Annotated in this window: 15 protein-coding genes and 1 pseudogene; 8 read left to right on the top strand and 8 right to left on the bottom strand. The window is 61.5% G+C overall.

Going from position 1 to position 19,072, the window contains the following annotated elements; translation table 11 throughout:
• Positions 1-185 precede the first annotated feature (185 nt).
• The 5 genes from E3T27_RS07815 (at position 186) to E3T27_RS07795 (ending at position 6,296) form a co-directional block, all read left to right on the top strand.
• Positions 186-2,879, top strand: coding sequence for an FtsX-like permease family protein (locus E3T27_RS07815; RefSeq protein ID WP_241992170.1), 2,694 nt, complete (start codon positions 186-188; stop codon positions 2,877-2,879).
• A 47-nt stretch (positions 2,880-2,926) separates the two neighbouring features.
• Positions 2,927-3,724, top strand: coding sequence for an ABC transporter ATP-binding protein (locus E3T27_RS07810; RefSeq protein WP_134572146.1), 798 nt, complete (start codon positions 2,927-2,929; stop codon positions 3,722-3,724).
• 271 nt (positions 3,725-3,995) lie between these two features.
• A complete protein-coding gene (locus tag E3T27_RS07805) occupies positions 3,996-4,337 on the top strand; it encodes a PadR family transcriptional regulator (RefSeq protein ID WP_104195691.1) in 342 nt (113 codons plus the stop codon).
• Positions 4,334-5,470: a hypothetical protein gene (locus tag E3T27_RS07800; RefSeq protein ID WP_134572145.1), complete on the top strand. Its 1,137-nt coding sequence runs from the start codon at positions 4,334-4,336 to the stop codon at positions 5,468-5,470. The genes E3T27_RS07805 and E3T27_RS07800 overlap by 4 nt, the downstream gene beginning before the upstream one ends.
• A complete protein-coding gene (locus E3T27_RS07795; RefSeq protein WP_338144895.1) occupies positions 5,457-6,296 on the top strand; it encodes an alpha/beta hydrolase in 840 nt (279 codons plus the stop codon). Before E3T27_RS07800 ends, E3T27_RS07795 begins: the two co-directional genes overlap by 14 nt.
• A gap of 155 nt (positions 6,297-6,451) precedes the next feature.
• On the opposite strand, the gene E3T27_RS07790 is transcribed toward E3T27_RS07795, so the two are convergent.
• Entirely contained in the window at positions 6,452-7,126 is a 675-nt protein-coding gene (locus tag E3T27_RS07790; RefSeq protein ID WP_198416500.1) for a Pr6Pr family membrane protein, read from the bottom strand.
• A 190-nt stretch (positions 7,127-7,316) separates the two neighbouring features.
• Positions 7,317-8,276 (bottom strand): alpha/beta hydrolase, encoded by a 960-nt coding sequence (locus tag E3T27_RS07785; RefSeq protein WP_134572143.1) that lies wholly within the window; start codon positions 8,274-8,276, stop codon positions 7,317-7,319.
• 407 nt (positions 8,277-8,683) lie between these two features.
• Here E3T27_RS07785 and E3T27_RS07780 point away from each other — a divergent pair, with 407 nt between their 5' ends.
• Both E3T27_RS07780 and E3T27_RS07775 read left to right on the top strand, forming a co-directional pair.
• The gene (locus tag E3T27_RS07780) at positions 8,684-9,589 is read left to right on the top strand and encodes an ABC transporter ATP-binding protein (protein WP_241992169.1); all 906 of its coding nucleotides are present in this window, start codon (positions 8,684-8,686) and stop codon (positions 9,587-9,589) included.
• Positions 9,586-10,467: an ABC transporter permease gene (locus E3T27_RS07775; protein WP_134572141.1), complete on the top strand. Its 882-nt coding sequence runs from the start codon at positions 9,586-9,588 to the stop codon at positions 10,465-10,467. The genes E3T27_RS07780 and E3T27_RS07775 overlap by 4 nt, the downstream gene beginning before the upstream one ends.
• A 408-nt stretch (positions 10,468-10,875) precedes the next feature.
• Here E3T27_RS07775 and E3T27_RS07770 read toward each other — a convergent pair whose 3' ends face one another.
• The 6 genes and pseudogenes from E3T27_RS07770 to E3T27_RS07745 all read right to left on the bottom strand — a co-directional run bounded on the left by E3T27_RS07770 (position 10,876) and on the right by E3T27_RS07745 (position 17,775).
• The gene (locus E3T27_RS07770; RefSeq protein ID WP_104196927.1) at positions 10,876-11,058 is read right to left on the bottom strand and encodes a hypothetical protein; all 183 of its coding nucleotides are present in this window, start codon (positions 11,056-11,058) and stop codon (positions 10,876-10,878) included.
• A gap of 643 nt (positions 11,059-11,701) precedes the next feature.
• A pseudogene (locus E3T27_RS07765) lies at positions 11,702-12,075 on the bottom strand (amino acid transporter); the annotation flags it as partial.
• Between the two features lie 344 nt (positions 12,076-12,419).
• Positions 12,420-14,450 (bottom strand): glycogen debranching N-terminal domain-containing protein, encoded by a 2,031-nt coding sequence (locus tag E3T27_RS07760; RefSeq protein WP_134572140.1) that lies wholly within the window; start codon positions 14,448-14,450, stop codon positions 12,420-12,422.
• A 61-nt stretch (positions 14,451-14,511) separates the two neighbouring features.
• Complete coding sequence (locus E3T27_RS07755) at positions 14,512-15,420, bottom strand: carbohydrate ABC transporter permease (RefSeq protein WP_104196925.1); 909 nt, start codon at positions 15,418-15,420, stop codon at positions 14,512-14,514.
• Positions 15,417-16,511: a carbohydrate ABC transporter permease gene (locus E3T27_RS07750; RefSeq protein ID WP_134572139.1), complete on the bottom strand. Its 1,095-nt coding sequence runs from the start codon at positions 16,509-16,511 to the stop codon at positions 15,417-15,419. The genes E3T27_RS07755 and E3T27_RS07750 overlap by 4 nt, the downstream gene beginning before the upstream one ends.
• 4 nt (positions 16,512-16,515) lie before the next feature.
• On the bottom strand, positions 16,516-17,775 hold the full coding sequence (locus tag E3T27_RS07745; RefSeq protein WP_134572138.1) for a sugar ABC transporter substrate-binding protein: 1,260 nt from the start codon (positions 17,773-17,775) through the stop codon (positions 16,516-16,518).
• Positions 17,776-17,968: 193 nt separating this feature from the next.
• On the opposite strand from E3T27_RS07745, the gene E3T27_RS07740 reads away from it, so the two are divergent.
• Positions 17,969-19,018 carry a LacI family DNA-binding transcriptional regulator gene (locus E3T27_RS07740; protein WP_134572137.1) on the top strand — a complete coding sequence of 350 codons (1,050 nt, stop codon included), beginning with the start codon at positions 17,969-17,971 and terminating at the stop codon, positions 19,016-19,018.
• Positions 19,019-19,072 lie beyond the last annotated feature (54 nt).

Here is a 19,072-nt window from a genome sequence, read left to right as displayed (position 1 = left end):
GGACGATCCCGACGATTAGTGCGACAGCGCTGATACGTAGCCTTCAGCCAAATGCATTGGCATGGATCGCACGCACGCGCGCCTGCGGCGAAGAGTATCCGCAAATCGGTCTTCCTGACAGGGGTGGTTGCTGACTTTTTCGGCCGCTTGCGTATGCCCTGTGTTGGTTCTCGCCATATGGAGTCTTGCTCCTCCCCGCCGTGTCGGCCCGCGGTATCTCTCTGGTCGCCGGTCGTCGAGAGGGCGTCCTGGAGATCTGGTTCCGTGGTAATTTCTGGGAGGGGGTCCTCGATATCCTGTACATCTACGGTCTCAGCGGACTGTGGACCCACGCGCTGCGCAAACGCAGGGAGACGCGGAATGTCGCCGGCGTCGACCTGTTCAACATCGTTCTCGACATCGTGTATCACGTGGTACTCACCCGGATGTCGCTCCAAATCCTCGGTATCGGTATCGGTATCGGTATCGGGGTCTTGTCGTCGGAGGCACCGCAGCACATGCATTTCAAGTACACGCTCAACGACCTGCGCAAGAACCCCGGCGTGAACATCGCTTTGCTCGTGGTCCTCGTCCTTAGCGCCTTCCTGATGGCGAGCGGCGCGATGGTGATGGAGCGCACGCTCGGCTCGGTGAACGCCTTGTTCGATCAAGCCAAGCCGCCTCACTTCTTGCAAATGCATAAGGGTGCTTACGACAAAGCGGCACTGGATGCCTTCGCCACCGCGCATCCGGAAATCGACTCGTGGCTTATCGAGGACATGGTCGGTTACGACAGCGCCGCAATCGCCTGGGCTCGACCGGGCACGACGGAGTCCGGCACCCTGGCGGAGAGCCTTATCGACAACCTCTTCGTCACGCAGAACACCGCGTTCGATTTCCTGCTCGATACCGACAGCGCCATCGCGTACCCGGCTGACGGTGAGGCCTTTGTGCCTGTCGCCTATCAGCAGCGCTTCGGGCTGCAAGCCGGTGACGAACTGCGCATCCGCACTGATCTCGGCATCGAGGACTTTGTCATCGCGGGCTTTGTGCGTGATTCGCAAATGGCCTCATCGCTCTCCTCCGCGACGCGGTTTCTCGTCTCCGACGCCGATTTCGAGCGACTGGGCACGAGCGGTGGTAGTCCCGAGATCATCGTTGAGTACCGGCTCACCGACGCGGCACAGGCGAGTGATTTCCAGGCCGCCTACGAGTCGGATCAGTCATTGCCGAAGAACGGGCAGGCCGTCACTGGCGACATGATCCGCATCATCAACGCCATCAGCGACGGCCTGGTCGCGATCGCATTGATGTTCGTGAGCCTGCTACTCATCGCCATCGCCCTCCTCAACGTGCGCTTCGTCATCCGCGGCACGTTGCAGGACGAGGTTCATCAGATCGGCGCGATGAAAGCGATCGGCCTGCCGAACTCGACCATCTCCGGTCTGTACTTGTCGAAATACAGCGCGATGACGCTCATCGCCTGCGTGATCGGCGGAGGGCTCGCGATCGTCGCGTCGCAGGCGCTCACCAGCGGCATGCAGGCGAGCTACGCCACCGCCCCCGTCACAGCCCTGACCTTTTTCGTTCCGATCGCCGCGCTCGCCACGGTGTTCCTCGTCGTCATCGCAATTTGCCGCCGCGTGCTGCGCATAATCAATCGCATTGAGGTCGTCAGCGCCCTCGTCCACGGCTCGACCCTCAACGAGCGGCAAACCGCCCGACGCGGGATGCGGCTTGCCCGCCGGGTGCGCCGCTCGGCGTTCGCCTCGTACGGCGGCGGCGACCTGGGCCGTCGAATCTCGCTCGTCGACCTCCGCTCCGAGGCCGGCCAGTGGATGCTGCTGCCGCTCGTCTTCCTGCTCGCCGTGGTTCTGATCACGTTGCCGACGAACCTGCTCACCACTTTCCAGAGCCCGAAGTTCGTAACCTACATGGGTGCGCCCGAGAGTGACCTGCGTCTCGACCTGCAATTCTCCGGCGATCTGGAGCAGGTGCGGGAGGAAGCGGATACGGCATTTGCCACCGACTCCCGTCTCGCCCAGGTGCACAGGTTCGCCAACGAACTTGTCGAGACGCACGGGGACAAGGGGTGGGAGTCGATGCGCGTCGAGGTCGGGGACTACTCGGGGAACACGATCCAGTACCTGCGAGGCGGGCCACCCTCCGCCGGGGAGATATCGCTGTCGGTGCTCAACGCCGACCGATTCGGTGTCGACGTCGACGACGCGTTCACGGTGCGCCGTGACGGAAGCGAGGTGGCCCTGACAGTGAATGGTGTCTATCAGGACATCACCAGCGGCGGCCAGACCGCCAAGATGGCGGGCGACGCGACCGGTGTTGTCACCGGCTACATCTACTACGCCACCGCCGCCGCCGGGCAGGACCCCACCGTGATCGCCACCGACTACGGCGACCGGTTCCCGGCCGCGACCGTCGTGCCGATGCGCGAGTACGTCTCGCAGACCCTCAGCTACGTCACCAGTGCTCTCTTCAACGCGGCGCTTCTCGCCATCGTGTTCGCGATCGGGGTCGCCGCGCTCATCACGACCCTGAATCTCACCCTGCGTCTCGCCCGCGAGAAGCGCCGCTCCGGTATCCTCTCCGCGCTCGGATTCTCCGGATCGGAGCTCGCGGCACAGCTACGGTTCAAGGGGATCCTCACCGTCGTGATCGGCACCCTGCTCGGCGTCGTCGTCGCTGCGACCCTCGGCGAGGCTCTCGTGGGCGCAGCGATCTCTTTCGCCGGTCTCGGCATCTCGAACCTGGCGTTTATTCCGAACCCGCTGCTCGTCTATGTGGCCTACCCGCTGCTGCTCATCGCCGTCGGCACGATCAGTGCCGTGGTCGTGTCGTCGCGGCTGCGTCGCGGCGACACGAGCGCGTGGCTGCGCGCATGATGCACACGCCCCGTCCCGCGAATCACGAATCCCCGAACGGATCACCCATGACGCTCTCCGAAGCACCTTCGACTTCTCCCGCGCTCGTCACCACCGCCCTCGTCACGACCGGCCTGGAAAAGACCTACCACTCGACCGAGCCGCCCACCCGAGTGCTCAACGGCATCGATCTCGCCGTTCGCCAAGGCGAATTCCTCGCCGTCATGGGCGCCTCGGGCTCCGGAAAATCCACGCTGCTGTACTGCATCAGCGGAATGGACCGGCCGACCGCGGGCCACGTGCGCCTCGGCGACCTCGACCTCACCAAGCTGAGCGAACGCGCCATGAGCCACACTCGGCTCACCAAGATGGGTTTCATCTTCCAGCAGGCGTACTTCTTGTCCAACTTCAATCTGCGCGACAACATTCTGCTGCCCGCGCTCAAGGCACAGCCCACAGCCCGCGCCGAAGTCGAAGCCCGCGTCGACGCGATGCTCGAGCGATTCGACATCGCGCACGTCGCCCACCACGGCATCACCCAGGTGTCGGGCGGCCAGCTGCAACGCGCGTCGATCTGCCGGGCTCTGGCCACCAAGCCCGCAGTGCTCTTCGCCGACGAGCCCACCGGAGCCCTGAACAGCAGCATGACCCTCGAGGTGATGGACGCCCTCACCGGCGTGCATCGGGACGGCGCCACGATCATGATGGTCACCCATGACCCCGCGTGCGCTGCCCGCGCCGACCGCGTCGTCTACCTGCGCGACGGCCTCCTCGTCGATGAGCGAGACCTGGGCGCGTGGCAACAGTCCGACACCTCCCGGCGTGAGGACGAGCTCCTCTCCTGGCTGCGCGACCACGACTTCTAGTTGCGCCGCCGCTACACGACGCGGCACGCCTTCGCCCCGGTCCTCGCCCTGACTTATTCAGTCGGGACTGGTCCTCTGATTCTCGCTATATTCGCGATTGGCGGACCCTCGAGGGCACAGAGCCAGGGTCCGTGGTGGCGTGTCGACCTGGCGCGGAACTGACCGACTATTGCTCCCCAGTAGAGAGCGCGTCGGGGTGCGTCCAGGCCATCGAGTGCGCTGTTTGAAATCGGACAATGCATCTCTATATATATAGTGGTAGTTTCACGTCATGGTTCCTCTCAGTCGTGTCACTCCGGCCACCGTCGATGTGCTGAATGTCTTTCTTGGTGGCGAAGCGCCCATCTGGGGGCTGCTCGTCGTGAAAAAGACGGGTCGCCCGGCAGGCAGTGTGTACCCCATTTTGGAGCGGTTGGAAGGATCGGGATGGGTGACATCAAATTGGGAGGATGATTCCGAACGGACTGGTCCACGTAGACGCCTTTACGAGTTGACTTCGGATGGAGCTGCGGCCGCGAGGGAAGTGGTCGCCGCGGCTGAATTGCGCGGTCGCGCACGGGCGGTCCGAGTCGTTGCCGTCCCGAGTGAGATCGCGGCTGGGACCCTCGCATGAAGAGCGACGTGGTTCTTCGCATCATTGCGCTCATGCTGCCCGGCGCCGTACGCGCCCGCTATCTCGAGGAATGGCGCGCAGACTCATTGGCCGCGGCGGATGCCGGTCTCCGGCGACGCGACATCGCTCGCGGGGCTGCAGCGCTCACTTTGACGATTGACCGCGATCTGCCCGCACACACAATGGAGCCTCGCGGCGCAGTGCCGCGCCGTCTCACGCGCCGAGGACTTGGACTTTTCGCGGCCGCGGCGGTTGTTCTTACGGGAGCGTGGCTCACCAACGGTGGAATCGTGCCCGAGGGACGCGATGTCTCTCCGCAGGCGCTCGTCACACTCAGCGCAGTTGCGTGGATCAGCTTTCGTCTGGCGATACTGGCCGTCTTGGTCGGCGTGCTGTACTTCGGCCGTGCTGCGATCATGGCCCGATCAACCCTTGCCAGAATTGCTACAGCGGCTGCCGTGACAGGCCCCGTTACAATCGCCCTGGCCGTCACCTTCGACCCCCATCGGACTGTGATGCTGGCCGGAATCCTCTTGTCAGCGTTCGGGTTCCTGGTAGGGCTCGTGGTGGTGACCGGTCCATCCCCGATCTCACTAGAACGACGTGTAGCCAGCCGTTCGAAGAGGATCCCAGTCGCTTTGCTCGGTGTTGCTGCAGTTGGCATGGTGATCGTGATCGGTGCGGTCGATCTTCTGGTATGGAACCCGCAGTCGAAAGTGCCGGCGCTGAGTTTCGACGCTATTTACGCGCGAATGATTGAGGTCGATCAGTTCAGTCCATCGACGGCAATAGTCGGCGTGACGTTGTGGGCGGCATTCTGGGGTGGTTTAGCGGTGACTGTCTTTATTCTCGCGGCACGACGGAGCCAGATGTGGATGACACCAAGACGAGTGTCGATGCTCTTGCTGAGCATCATCGGCGGCGCAGTCTTCTTCCGCTTCTTCGCGGGTTTCAGTATTGGGATGTCGATAGCTGACACCTTCGGAACGAATGGCGCCAGTACGTCGATCGCTTCGGCAGTCCTGCCGTACGTCGGTCAATTGGCACTAGCTACTGCAGCCATCCTCTCAGGATGGGCACCCAAGATTCGCAACGCCGATACCCCTGAAGCAGGCGACGTTGCGGTTGCGTAGCCCGGCGCGGACCGTCTCTGCAACCGATGTCAGTTCTCACGATTTGGTTCCAGTTCGCTGGTACGAACCAACGCCCATCGGCCCGACAGCAGCTGGGCCAACCTTGCTCTGGCTGCATGGAGGCGGTTTTTTCCGAGGCGGTCTCGATCAGCCTGAAGCGCATGCCGTTGCACAATCGCTCGCCCGGCACGGGATGACGGTCGCGACAGTGGACTACCGACTTGCTCCGCCTCCGGGTTTGAGCTGGATGAAGACACGTGCGGGCCTGTCCAGGGGGCGCTTTCCGTTGCCACTCAACGATGTGCTCGCCGCGTACCGTAAGGTGCGTGCGCGGTCACCCCAGGGAGTGATTCTGGGTGGAGCGAGCGCTGGAGCCTGCCTCGCCGCTGCCGCAACCCTTCGCGCCACCGACGAAGGTCTACCCCCGGTCGGTGCCGTACTTGCATTCGGGTTTTTCCATGCCAGGCACCAGCGAACAGATGACGTCCAGCAGCGGGCTCGCGGTCACCGCCGGATCACACATTCCGTCTGGGGCCTGAATGCGATGAACCGCAACTACGCCGGTTCAGAGGCCGTACTCGCTAATAGATTCGCGTTCCCCGGCGGTCACGACCTGCACCGGTTTCCGAGAACCCTCTCAATCAACGCAGAGAAGGACAACATGCGCGCGTCCGGTGACACATTCGCATTAGAACTTTCCACCTACGGAGTAGACGTACAGCACCACGTCCTGCAGGGCACTCATCACGCATTCTTGAACAGGCCCGGTCACGATGCATTCGCGACGGCCGTCTCATTGATCGCGAAGTGGAGTCTCTGCGGGTAGCTGCGCCCCAATTCGGTTCAGACCGGCGGTGTCTCGTGCCCTCCGCGTGTCGAAACACATCGGTTATAAGACAGATTGCACTTCGGGAGCCGCGCGGAATATGACTCGAGTTCGGCTTGCAACCATGTCGAAGTGTTTATCGACTATCGGGGCTGTCATCTGTGAATGATGGGGGGCAGCCCAAGTTCCGAGAGCCGGGTTTCGGAACCATCGCCAGGTGTGAAATTACTCACGAGCTGCAATCGACTGATGGCCCAGATAATTGCAGCAAAGACGACAGTTGCGATAGCAATGGCCAGAGCGTAGATCATGACGACGCCGTAGCCCTGTGCGGGATCGAGGAATGGGTAGGGTACCCATCCGTCGGTTGCCCCGCGAATGGTGACAACGATGATCCACACGATGGGGTAGACCAGCGCGACCCATATTTTATGGAGCGGAAGGGCACTGCGGTCGCTGAAGATCACCCAATCCAGTGCGGCATAGAGGGGCAGGATTACGTGCAAGACGGAGTTGGCCCACGCGAGCGACACGCCACCTTCAAGTCCAGCCAACAACACGTTATACACGACGCCGGTGATGACTATGTAGGTTGTCGCACAACCTCGCGCCAACATCAACGACCGGGATTGGGGTCGTCCGGAGAGGGACACGACCGCGGCGACCAGCAGCACAACAACCAGAATAATGTTGCTTTGCATGGTGAAAAACCCGAAGAAGTTGAACGGGTTGATCGTCGCGCGCGTGGCCGTGTCGAAAAATGTCGACAGAATCGCCACCGTGCCCAGTATCGCGACAGAAAGTCGCACTGTAGCTACAAGATATTTCACGATTTGCCTTCGATCAGTGGTGCCAGTCTCGGGTAATCCGCAATTCGCTCAAATCTTAGGGGTCAAACCTTTTTTTAAGTGGAAGATGCCCACGTCTTGGAATCTGACACCCTTGATGCGAGAACACAGCCCGCTCTGTGCTCGCCGGACTCGTACCAGCCAGGGCGCACTGCACTGTGGGCGAGAACAATTAGCCGCCGATCCCGTTCACAAACGCGACGCTTTCGGCAGCAATCTGCGTGCGAGCCTGTTCGTGACTGATGGCGGGTTTGCCGTCCCCATCCTGACGCCCGTAGTCTCCGAAGAAGGCGTGAACTCCGCCTTCCACCACGAGGTAGCGGGCGGCGGCCGGGAGCGCCGGCTTCGCTGCAGCAATTTTGGCTGGGGTTGACAAGCCATCGTTCGACCCCGAGATCGACAACACGGCGACGTTCACCTGAGCCATGTTCGTCGCTGGGTAGGAGGCGAAGAGCAGCAGCCCGACGACCGGGTCGCGAGCGGTCCCGGCAAAAGTTTCAGCGTCTGTCGCCGCCACAAGTCCGCCGAGGGAGTGACCTCCGACAACCCAGCGATTGACCGGATGATGCGCGGCCCGGGCCGCTGCAAACGCTCCCGTAGACAGAAAAGCAACTCCGAGGGGTTGCTTGGCAATAACCATCAGGTGCCCCGACTCAACCAGTGGTCGAAGAATCGCGGAATAAGCCCGAGCATCGACTCGAGTGCCGGGCTGAAAGAACACTCCCACGGGGCTTTCGACGCCCGTTGGCCTCATCACGATTTCGGTGGCGTCCTCCGTCACCGTGACTATGCGGTCGGACTTCATGGCAGCCAGTGCTGGAGCTTCGGCCGACTGGGGCACCAGCCAGGCAACCGCCGCGATCATGAGAGAGCTCAGTGCAATCAATACCGCCTGAACCACTCTGTGCCCACGATAGACGGGCTTGCGCGGTGCGAGTAAGGACCACGACCGCACGGCGACAGCCGAACTAATGACGAGAGACGCCGCGAGCAGAACGATGTACGCCGGATGCCCGTGAATCAGCATCGCTCCGGTTGCGATGGCGGCCCCGGCGGTGACGATCACTCCGAAAATCGCCACAATGCGCTTGACCCAGAGGTATCCGAGGTCAAACTTCGCGATCTGCAACATATGCAGATAATACCGACGACTTAGATGAGAATGAGAGCGGGAACGATATGCATGTTTTGCACGTTTTCAACATTCCGCGTCGCTACTCGACAGGCACTTATCCCAGGTATTTGCGGTGTCCAACGCAGGGACGCGACCAGAGAACGTACTATTAATCCTGAGCAGTCGTGATGATGTGGGAACGATCGCGCACTCAATCCGCAAGACTCGAGGGCAACCACGTGTCGCGTATTCAGGGGATACGAGACGCGGTTCTCGCCTGAGATACGCCGATGGTATCGAGATCTCGAAGGATGTATTGATGCCCGACTCGCTACCTGTTAGAGTCTTTTCGGCGCTGGGGGGAGTTGCTATGTCACACCCCAGGCCATAAACAATTAGGCGATTTATCCGGGGGAACAACACGCGTGATTCATGTTAGCCATTTATCCAAGAGTTTTGGCTCTCTCAAGGCCGTAAAAGACCTGTCTTTCTCAGTCTCGGAGGGCAGCATATTTGCTTTTCTCGGGACAAACGGTGCTGGGAAAAGTACAACTATTTCGTGTTTGACGACGGTGTCATCTGCCGACTCCGGAACGATCAAGATCGCCGGCATGACGGTTGGCCGTGATGATGAGCAGATCCGTCGAAATATCGGTGTCGTCTTTCAAGCCTCGCTTTTGGACCCGAGTCTGACAGTCCGGGAGAACCTCGCCGATCGAGCGGCCTTTTATGCGATGCGGAGAGTCGATCGCGCGCGGCGTATTGCAGAACTCGCCAACATGATCGACCTGGGAGAATTTCTTGACCGCCCGTATGGGCTGCTCTCAGGCGGACAGAAGCGCCGGGTCGACATTGCGCGAGCGCTCATACATGAGCCCGTTTTACTGTTCTTAGACGAGCCAACAGCGGGGCTCGATCCGCAAAGCCGCGAGCAGGTATGGGAGACAATCCGGTCCCTGCGTTCCACTCAAGGTATGACTGTGTTCCTCACAACGCACTACATGGAGGAGACAGAAGAGGCGGATCAAATTTCTATTATTCATGCAGGCGAATTAGTTGTCCAGGGCACCCCCGCTGATCTCCGCAAGACGTACAGCTCAAGTATTCTTTCCGTTACGTCCGACGATGTGGAGCAACTGCACGAGGCGTGCGCAAGCCAAGGATTTGCGGTCACCCGTGCCGCCGGAGCTGCGCGCATCGCGGTTGGCGGATCCGCGGAAGCTCTTAAATTTCTGCGCGACAACCGACTGATCGTGGATGACTTCGAGTTCCGGCACGGGACGATGGACGATGTATTCCTGTCCGTGACCTCGAATCGAGCGACCGCATGAGTGCACTGATTCTTGCTCGCCGTAACTTGCGCATTTTTTTCCGGGATCGGACCGCGGTTTTCTTTTCGCTGCTTTCTGCGCTGATCCTCATCGGTCTTTATGCATTGGTTTTGGGCAGTCTGCAGGTCGACAACCTGCAATCGCGCTTTCCAACTGCAACAAATGCTGAGGTTCAGGCTTTCGTTGACGCGTGGGTCTTTGCCGGAATCACGATGATCACAATCCTGACAACCGGACTCGCTGCGTTGAGCGTTTTCATTGAAGACTCCTCTAGCGGTCGCTTCAAAGACTTTCTCGTCTCGCCTATTCGGCGCGCCAGCCTGATCTTCGGCTACATGACCTCTAGCTTCATCGTTTCTATCGTCATGACCGTGGTTGTCGTCTCGATATCGCAGGGGTATACGGCCATTCGCGGCAACGCTACGATGACGGCGACCGAACTGCTTCTTGCCCTTGGCTATGTCGTTGTCGTTGTCGCTGCCGCCGCGTTTTCTGCTCTCTCCGGATTTATCGTGACGTTCGTTCGGTCCAATAGTGCTTTCGCGGCGATGAGCACCATTGTTGGAACGGTCATTGGTTTCCTGGCGGGTGCCTATATTCCTGCTGGTACTCTTCCGGCAAGCGTCGTGAATGTCATGAACGCGATGCCTTTCGCCCAGGCAGCGATGCTCCTTCGGCAGCCGTTCACCGCGCATTCGGCGGAAGCTCTCACTGACGGAAAATCCGAGGCGGTATCTGCGCTAAACGATTTTTACGGAATAGCCATCTCTGTCGGGGACTTTGATGTTTCGAGCGCGGGAGCATTCACCGCGCTGGCCATAGTATGCATAGTTTTTGCATTGCTATCGTCTTTCCGTCTTTCGCGGCGCATTCGCTGAACGGTGGAATATTGAACAGGCCCACCTCAACAGTTGCACCGTTATGTTCACACCGAACCCGGTATCTGAAATGTGGGGCAGTTGCTAGAGTGCATATAGATGTTTGTGTTCTGCCTTGTGTTTTAACTGTCAAATTCAAGACGCACACGTTTCGGAAACCACGCGATGGGCGTGACCGGATCGATGGCCCGAAAATCGAGTGCATGGTGCGCTCGGATTCACGCTCTTACAGTGAACTCGCGACCGCGCGGTCGTCCCAAAGATCGCCACGCGCGGCTTGGACATGCCTTGTGGGCTTGAGGGGGCAGTAAGTGGCCCATTCTGTGCGTTTCGATGACCGGGAGCGGCGCGTTTGCGGAAGATCATCGGTCCATGGTCCTCCGTGTCTTGCAATTTCGAAGGAACGATCTATTGATAAATGTACGTGTTGTGACGGTTGTTCTTCGTCACGAGGAAGCCTCCCGCGCGCCCTCGATAGTTTTGGTCCGGGTCAACCAGTTTGGACACGTTCCTGCCGTGCTTATCGACCCGATAGACCGTAAGGGTATTGTCGTTGACGGAATCTGGCTGGGCGCGGATCTTGACGACCATGCTAACGGCACCTTGTACATCAGAGTTCGAACTGGGAAATGGGGTCCGAGAACGGCTAGGAGGGGTGCGCCCGAACTTATTCACCTAATTTGTCGGTGCAAAACATGCGGGAAAGAGGCGAGGTTCCGTCGGAATCCGTTCTTCGGGCGCGGTTTATCTGTTCACGAATTCATTATTGAATGTGCGGTGTATTCCCATGTTGAACTCGTGCGGACACCCGCATTATCAACTCTTGCCGCACCTCTAGCGGTCGAAAACCACGCACGCCGGACACGGCGCCGTCGCTTTCTCTTCAGTCGCGCACGCGAGGCCGACTAACCCGGGTCTGAAATAGTTGCCAGTCGTTCGATCTCCTGGTAACCGGCATGTTTCCATGAACTGTGCGGCAACGAAAACCGCGTTCTTGAAAAAAGCCAGCGTTTAGTTCGCGCGAAGCAGCGGTAATGGGTACGTACGAATACATCAACTCCCGAAAAGGGGAGCCCCCAAGCGGAATTCGGTGGTGAAAATATGCCGGACTGGTCGTGTTCACGTCTGGTTTCTACCAGTGGGTAACACGGCTTGAGTCAGCGACTGCGGCACGCCGAGAGGCCTTATTTAAGCCTGCAGCGATCTGGCACTTTGACCGCGGCCGCGTTTAGGTATCGGCCGCCGACAGGGTGATGGTGATCATGAAGTCCGTCGCAGCGAATCCGAGCAGAACCAGTACGAAGATCTTGCCGGACCACCACGGCAGCAGTTTTTCCAGCATGTGGATGGAGCCGGATCCGCGGAAGCTTTCGGCAGCCACCCGCCGGTACACCGGCAAAGCGCCGAACAGGGTAAGGGCGACCAGCACGATGGTGGCGATGGGCGAGAGCAGCCCCGCGGCTAGAGCCGCGATCGCCGGCTGATAACCCAACGTGGAGAAATAGTCGACACCGGTCAGGCACATCACGCGCCACCATGAATGAGTCTTGTCGGCCGTGGCCGCGGCGGGCCCACCTAGACACCCTGCCGGTCTCCACCGTCTTGTATAAGCCAGGCTTTGAGGCTCCCGGCCGAAGCCCGCGGTATGTTCAGGAGCTCACCTTACGCCTCACAAATTATTGCTCGTTCCGACCGAATGTCATCAGCGCTCGCTGCATTTGGTCACGGCATGCCGGGTGGATGCTCCTAGTGTCGTCGAGCGATTTTAGGGCTGGATTCGGTCGGCGATCATGGATTGTCACCCGTCGCGTTTTCGACGATGACCGCGTCATTTCGGAGACGATTTGGGGTGTGAAAAAGCCCCACCGGAGGATTCCGGCGGGGCTTTCATCAGGATGTTGACGTGGTTACCGTCATCGGCCGACCCGCTGGCAGGGTGAGCGAGGGCATCCTCAGCTGACTCGGAGAGTGGCAGTGAGGCCATTCAGCGTGACGTTTCCAACGATGGCGGGGCTGATCGGAGTGGAAGTCACCTCGCCCGTCACCGGGTTCGGTTCGAGGCCGAGCACGGTGCTGAGCACGCACACTGCGGCTGCAGCGGACCAGGCCTGCGGGCGGCAGGCGGCAGGGTAGGAACCCGCCGCGGTGACAGCAGTGGAGGCGTCGCCGGAGTGGAGTTCGGGCATCCGGTAGTCAAACGACTCGGCCGCTGCGAGCAGGCCGGTGATCAAAACGCCTGCCTCGGCTCCGAAGCCGGCGCGGCCGAGCCCGGCGATGGCAATCGCGGTGTCGTGGGTCCAGACCGAGCCGCCGTGGTAGCTCACCGGCCAGTACCCGGCCGAGTCGGTGGACATTGTGCGAAGGCCGTAGCCGGAGTTGAGTTCGGGAGAGACCAGACGGGCAGCGACGAGAGCGGACTCTTCGGCGGTGAGTAGTCCTGTTCCGAGGAGGTGGCCGATGTTGCTGGTGACGGTGTCGACCGGGCGCTTGAGGGCGTCCAAGGCCACAGCCGGGTAACGGCCCTGTGGGGAGTCGATCCAGAACGACTGGCGGAACCGGGTCTTGAGCTCCTCGGCCCAGGCGCGCCAGGTGTCGCCGCCGGGCCGGTTAAAGGTGTCGAGCAGGTCGGCGCCATCGATCGCGGCTTGGTAGGCGTAGGCCTGGACCTCGCAGAGAGCGATAGGTCCGGCGGCGAGGCTTCCGTCACGCCACTGGATGGAGTCACCGGAGTCCTTCCAGCCCTGGTTGGCGAGCCCGTGCCCGGTGCTGTCGACGTACTCGAGAAATCCGTCACCGTCGCTGTCGCCGAAGTCGCGCATCCAACCCAGAGCCGCCTCGAGGTGTGGCAGGAGGGCCTCGACCTCGGCATCGGCCATGCCCCAGCGGTGGGCGTCGGCCAGTAGGCAGACCCACAGGGGAGTGGCGTCGACGGTGCCGTAGTAGAGCGGCGGCAGTGACATGTCTTCGCCAGGGATCGTGAACGCGGCAGGCCGCAGCTCGTGCATGATTTTGCCGGGCTGTTCCGCGGTCTCGGCGTTAATCCGGGTGCCCTGCAGCTGGGCGAGTAACCGTAGGGTGGAGGCCGCGATCTCGGTGCCGAGGGGGAGTAGGAACCGGGCAGCCCAGAGTGAGTCCCGGCCGAACAGGGTGAAGAACCAAGGAGCGCCGGCGGCGAGGAATGGCTCATCCGGCTGTGCCGTCGTTGCCATCCGCAGGCCGGAGAGATCGTCGAGTGCGCGCTGCACCCAGCGGTCCAGGCGTGCGTCGCCGGAGCTCACCGATACCCCGGCCCACTCGGGCAGGCCCGAGGCCGCCTGCACCACGGTCGTTGAGTGCTCGATGTCGATCGTCCACTCCACGGTGACGCTGCCGCGGGCGGGAACAGTGACCGACCAGTCACCGCCAACTTCTGCGGCCGCTGTGCTCGGCACACCGTCATCGCTCAGGCTCACCAGAGCCGCCACGGTCGGGGTGGCCAGGTGGATGCCGGTGCCCGTCTCTTTCACGGTGATGACCGGGGCCTCGGGTAGATCGGCTGTCCCAGACGTGACGTGCGCCGCGCCGCCACCAAGGCCGGCTTTGACGATCTGCATATCCGCGAAATCGGGAACCAGGCGCACGGAAACAGTCGTGTCAATTGCGTGTTGCAGTCCGGAAATAAGAGTGATGCTCTCGGTCAGGTGGCCGGCCGTGACTTTGCGGGTAACCTCCAATCGCAACCGCGGGTCGGCGGTGCGATCGTCAAGGTGGCGCAGCAGCGCACTGAACGTCATCTCGCCAGCGCCGCGAGCAGCTGAGCCGATCGGCTCGCCCGCAGACCCGCCGACCCGCAGGCTCCAGCCGGAGAGGACACGGGTGTCGGAGTGGTACAAGCCATGGATAGGAAGCGTCGTTTGTCCGTCGGACCCAGACCATGCCTGGGTTGGAGCGGCCAAAACAATGGCGGAATTATGGAGCAACGGCTGGACAGGGTGAGAGAGCATGAGTGAGGTACGACTCCAAGGTGTTGTGGTGTGATCTGGGGGAAAAAACGAAGGGCGCCGACTACTCCTTCACGGCGCCGTCGGTGGTGTTCATGATGCGTTTTTGGAAGATGAAGAACATCACCGCGACCGGGATGGTCATGATTGCCGCAGCAGCGAGCTTGAGCGGGTATTGGGTGCCCTGACTCAGCTGCCCGGAGGCCAGCGAGGCCACTCCCTTGGTGAGTGTGGTCAATTCGGGTGATTGCGTGGCCACGATGAAGTGCGACAGCTCATTCCAGGAGCCCTGAAACGACAGGATGATGATCGTGACCAGGGCCGGCCGGGCCATCGGTAGCACGATCGACCAGAACACTCGGAAGTTGCCTGCCCCGTCGATGCGTGCTTGCTCTTCGACGCTTGCCGGGATCGATTCGAAGAAGTTCTTCATGATGAAGACGCCCGCGGCGTCGGTGAGCAGCGGCACGATCATGGCCACATAGGTGTCGTAGATGCCGAGTTGGTTGATCACCAGGAACTTGGGAATCAGCAGCACCACCCCGGGCACGCTCATCACAGCGATGAGCAGCGCGAAGATCACATTGCGGCCTCGAAAATGCAGCCGGGCCAGGGCGTAGCCGGCCAGAGAATTGAAGAACACGCGGCCAAGCGTGACGAAGACCGTGACGATTGCGGAGTTCTGGAACCAGATCGGGAAGTCCGAGTTGAGGAACAACCTCTCGTACGCGGACGTCGAAAAGGTCTGCGGTAGCAGTGAGATGGGATTGGTGGCTGCTTCGACATCCGTTTTGAAAGAGGTGGCGACCTGCACGAGGAAGGGAGCGATGTAGATCATCGCGAGCACGATCAGGATCGCGTACAGCAGCGACCGGCCGGCGATCGCGCTGGTGGGTAGCTGCGGCCGGCTTAGGTTGCGCAGTCGCTGTGAGGCGGTGCTGGGGCGCATGCGGGTTCTCACGGTGGTGGTCATTTGAAACCTCCGGAGATTGGGGTTTTCAGGTACAAGCGCATCCGCCGGGCGGAGACGGCGCGTTCGGCCAGTAGCCAACGTTGAAACAGGGTGAAGACCACGATGATCACGAACAGGATGAACGCGATCGCGGCGCCCTGGCCCCAGGCCTGGTTGGTGAAGGCGGCCTGGTAGGAGAGGTAGGCCGGGGTGAGCGTGGTCTTGCCTGGCCCGCCCTGGGTGCCGGTGTAGATCTGGTCGAAGACCTGCCAGGCACCGATCAGGCCGAGTGTGAGCACGGTGAACAGGGTCGGCCGCAGTTGGGGGAGGGTGACTTGCCAGAATCGTTGCCAACCGTTGGCGCCGTCCATTATGGCGGCCTCGACGACATCTCCGCTGAGGTTCTGCAGTGCGGCGATGAACAACAGCATGAACGTGCCGCTGGTGGTGAACACGGCCATTAAAATGAAGGCGCTCATGGCAACGGATGGCCCGGCCAGCCATTCCCAGAACGAGATACCGAGGAACGAGTTGCCGGTGAGGACGGCCGGGCCCGTCTCGACGCCCAACGCCTCGAGGATGTTGTGCAGCACTCCGCTGGGGTCGTTGAACCAGTTCGGTCCGTTGACGCCGATGAAGGAGAGCAGTTTGTTGACGGCGCCACTGGCGCTGAACAGGAACAGCCACAGCACCGTGATGGCCACAGAACTGGTGACCGACGGGAAGTAGAACGCGGTGCGGAAGAAGCCGCGGCCGCGCAAGATCTGCCGGTTGACCAAAACAGCCAGGAACAGGGACAGCGTCGTCTGGATCGGTACGACTAAAAGGACGTACCAGGCGTTGTTGCGTAACGCTGTGCCGAAGTCCTGTTCGGCGAGGCCGCCGCCGCCGACCAGAGCGGAATAATTGTCCAAGCCCACAAAAGCAACGGAGCCGGAAAAAGGACTGCCGCGACCGTTCCAGTCGGAGAAGCTGACCCAGAGGGCCATCAGCACGGGGATGACCAAAAACATCCCGAGCAGGATGATCATCGGGGCTGTGAAGAGCCACCCCGAGGCGGCCTCACCGCCCCGGATACCGGAACGGTGAGGCGTGCGTGCAGGCATCGACATGGGGCTACTTCAGTAGCGCTTGAAGGTTCTTCTGCGTGGAGTCGAGGATTGCTTGCGCGTTCCCGGTTTTGAGTGACTCGAGCTGTGCGTTCAGGTCGCTCACGACATCCGCGGCGCCCTGCACAATGGGCACGCCCTGGGCATAGTCCGCGCCGTCCAGGAACGGAATCAGGGTGGGGTTGGCGCTCTTCCACTCGGCGGCGGCCGACATGATCGAGGGCATCGGACCAAACTCCTCGGAGAAGGTCAGTTGGGCGTCCTTGCTGGTGAGCTGTTCCACCAAGTTCAGGGCCGCGGTCTGGTTGGGGCTGTCGGCGGCGATGCCCCAACAGTTGGTGAACTGCAGGGTGCCTTTGCCCTCTGGGCCTGCCGGCAGTTCGGCCACCGTGTAGTTGACGTCGGGGAAGTCGTTCGTCATCGCGCCGGTGATCCAGTTGCCCTCGATTGTCATGGCGGACAGCTGCTTTCCGAACGCCTCACCGCCCCAACCTGCACCGATCTCGCTGGCATAGCTCATCACGCCGTCGTTGAGGAGCGTCTGCGCGTATTCGAGGCCCGCAACATTCTCCGGGCTGTTTGCGGTGGCCTCGGTGCTGTCCTCGTTCATCAGGCTGCCGCCGGCCTGGGCCATGAACGCGCCCAGGCGGGCGTATTCGCTGCCGAGGGCGAGGCCCACCTGGGAGTCGGTGGTCAGCGTTGCGCTCACCGTCGCGAGCTCGTTCCAGGTGGTGGGGATGTCGGCGTCCGTGAGCCCGGCCTGGGCCCAGAGATCCGTGTTGATGAGCAGCTGCAGGGTGGAAAAGTCCTTCGGGGCACAGTAGAACTCGCCGTCATAGGTGAAGGCACTGACCAGGCTGGGGTAAAAGTCGTCTTTGTTGGCCAGGTTGTCACCGTAGGTGAGCAGCGAGCCGTTCGACGCGTACCCGGCAAGGGCATCTGTCGAGAGGTAGAACACGTCGGCAGGCTTCTGCGCGGCGAAGCCCTGGGCGAGCTGCTGATTGAGGTCGCTCGCGACGCTGACCTCGGCGTTGGTGCCGGAGGTCTTGGCCCAGGCGGCCACGGCGGCGTTGACGGCAGCGGTCTCGGCGTCCCCACTCGAGCCGATCAGAACCGAGAGACCCTGGGAGGAGTCGCTGGTGAGTTCGCCTCCGGTGGTGGCGGAGTCACTGCTGAAACCGGATCCGGAACCACACGCGCTGAGGGTGAGGGCACCGACCACGGTGAGACCGGCGCCGATCAGCAAGCGGGAGTTGCGTCGTTGCATCTTGATGCTCCTTCTATCGCGCTACGGTGCGCAGATCTTGTGTGGTGTTCACAGAAGCTGACTTTATTTGATCGATCAAATAATTTCTTGGATCGATCCAATGCAGCGAGGCTTCAGCCAATGCAAAAGCGGTAGCCTGTGGAGAATCAATATTGGGTCGATATATTCTGAAGGTTCGTGGGGAGGATCGACTATGGCTTCGATGCCCACGGTGACGGATGTTGCACTCGCGGCAGGCGTTTCCCGCCAGACCGTTTCAAATGTGATGAACTCGCCCGGCATTGTGCGCGCCGATACGCGCGAACGGGTCGAGGCTGCGATTGCGCAGCTGGGCTACCGCCCGCACGCCTCGGCGCGGCGATTGCGCACCCGACGCAGCTCCACCATTGGCATTCGGCTGGATCCGATGATCGACGGCATATCGGGGTCTGTGCTGGATCGGTTTTTGCACGCGTTGACCGAGCAGGCCGACAAGCAGGGTTTACGGGTGTTGCTGTTCACCGCCACCAGCCCCGAGGACGAGATCATCCAGTTGCAGCGCCTGAACGACGGGGCCGACGTGGACGGCTTCGTGCTTACTTCCACTTTTGCTGGCGACCCCCGCACGAAGTGGCTGATCGAGAACAAGATCGCCTTCGTGACCTTTGGGCGGCCCTGGGGGGCCGACGACGTGAGCAACCCGCAGCACCTCTGGGTGGATGTCGACGGCTGGGCCGGGTTGTATGAGGCGACGCGGGCGGTGCAGAATGCCGGTGCGCGGCGTATCGGCTACATTGGCTGGCCCAGCTCGGCGGATACCGGCGATGACCGGCGCCGCGGCTGGCACGATGCGATGCACGAACGCGGCGACGTGACCGAGGCTGGCCTGATCGCACTCGAGGCAGTCACCGTCGATGGTGTCGCTGAGGGCACCGCTGCGATGCAGGACCTGCGACGCAGGGCAGGGCCGCTGGACGCAGTTCTCTGTGCGAGCGACTCGCTGGCCCTGGGGGCGATGATCGCCAACCCTGAGCGGGTGCCGGTGACGGGCTACGACAACACACCCGTTGCTGCCGCAATCGGGCTGTCGAGCGTGGACCAGTCGGTGGGAGAAGTCGCCGCGGCCGTGCTTGACCTTCTGACCGGCGAGTTCGGTGGTCAAGTCCACGGTGCGCCGGAGTCACTGCAGCCTCGGTACCAGATGATCAGACCCCGGCTGGTCACGCGAGCGTTCGCGGCGATCCCGATGGAGATGTTGGTGTGAGCTGGTCTGGCCGCGGGATCAGAAGTTTTCCTGCGCCCCCGAATTGCGTCTCGA

Origin of the sequence: Cryobacterium lyxosi (assembly GCF_004403345.1) — a bacterium.
In the GTDB taxonomy this organism is placed as follows: Bacteria; Actinomycetota; Actinomycetes; order Actinomycetales; family Microbacteriaceae; genus Cryobacterium; species Cryobacterium lyxosi.
The sequence above is the reverse complement of the archived record's forward strand: the minus strand, read 5'-3'. Positions and strand labels throughout refer to the sequence as shown.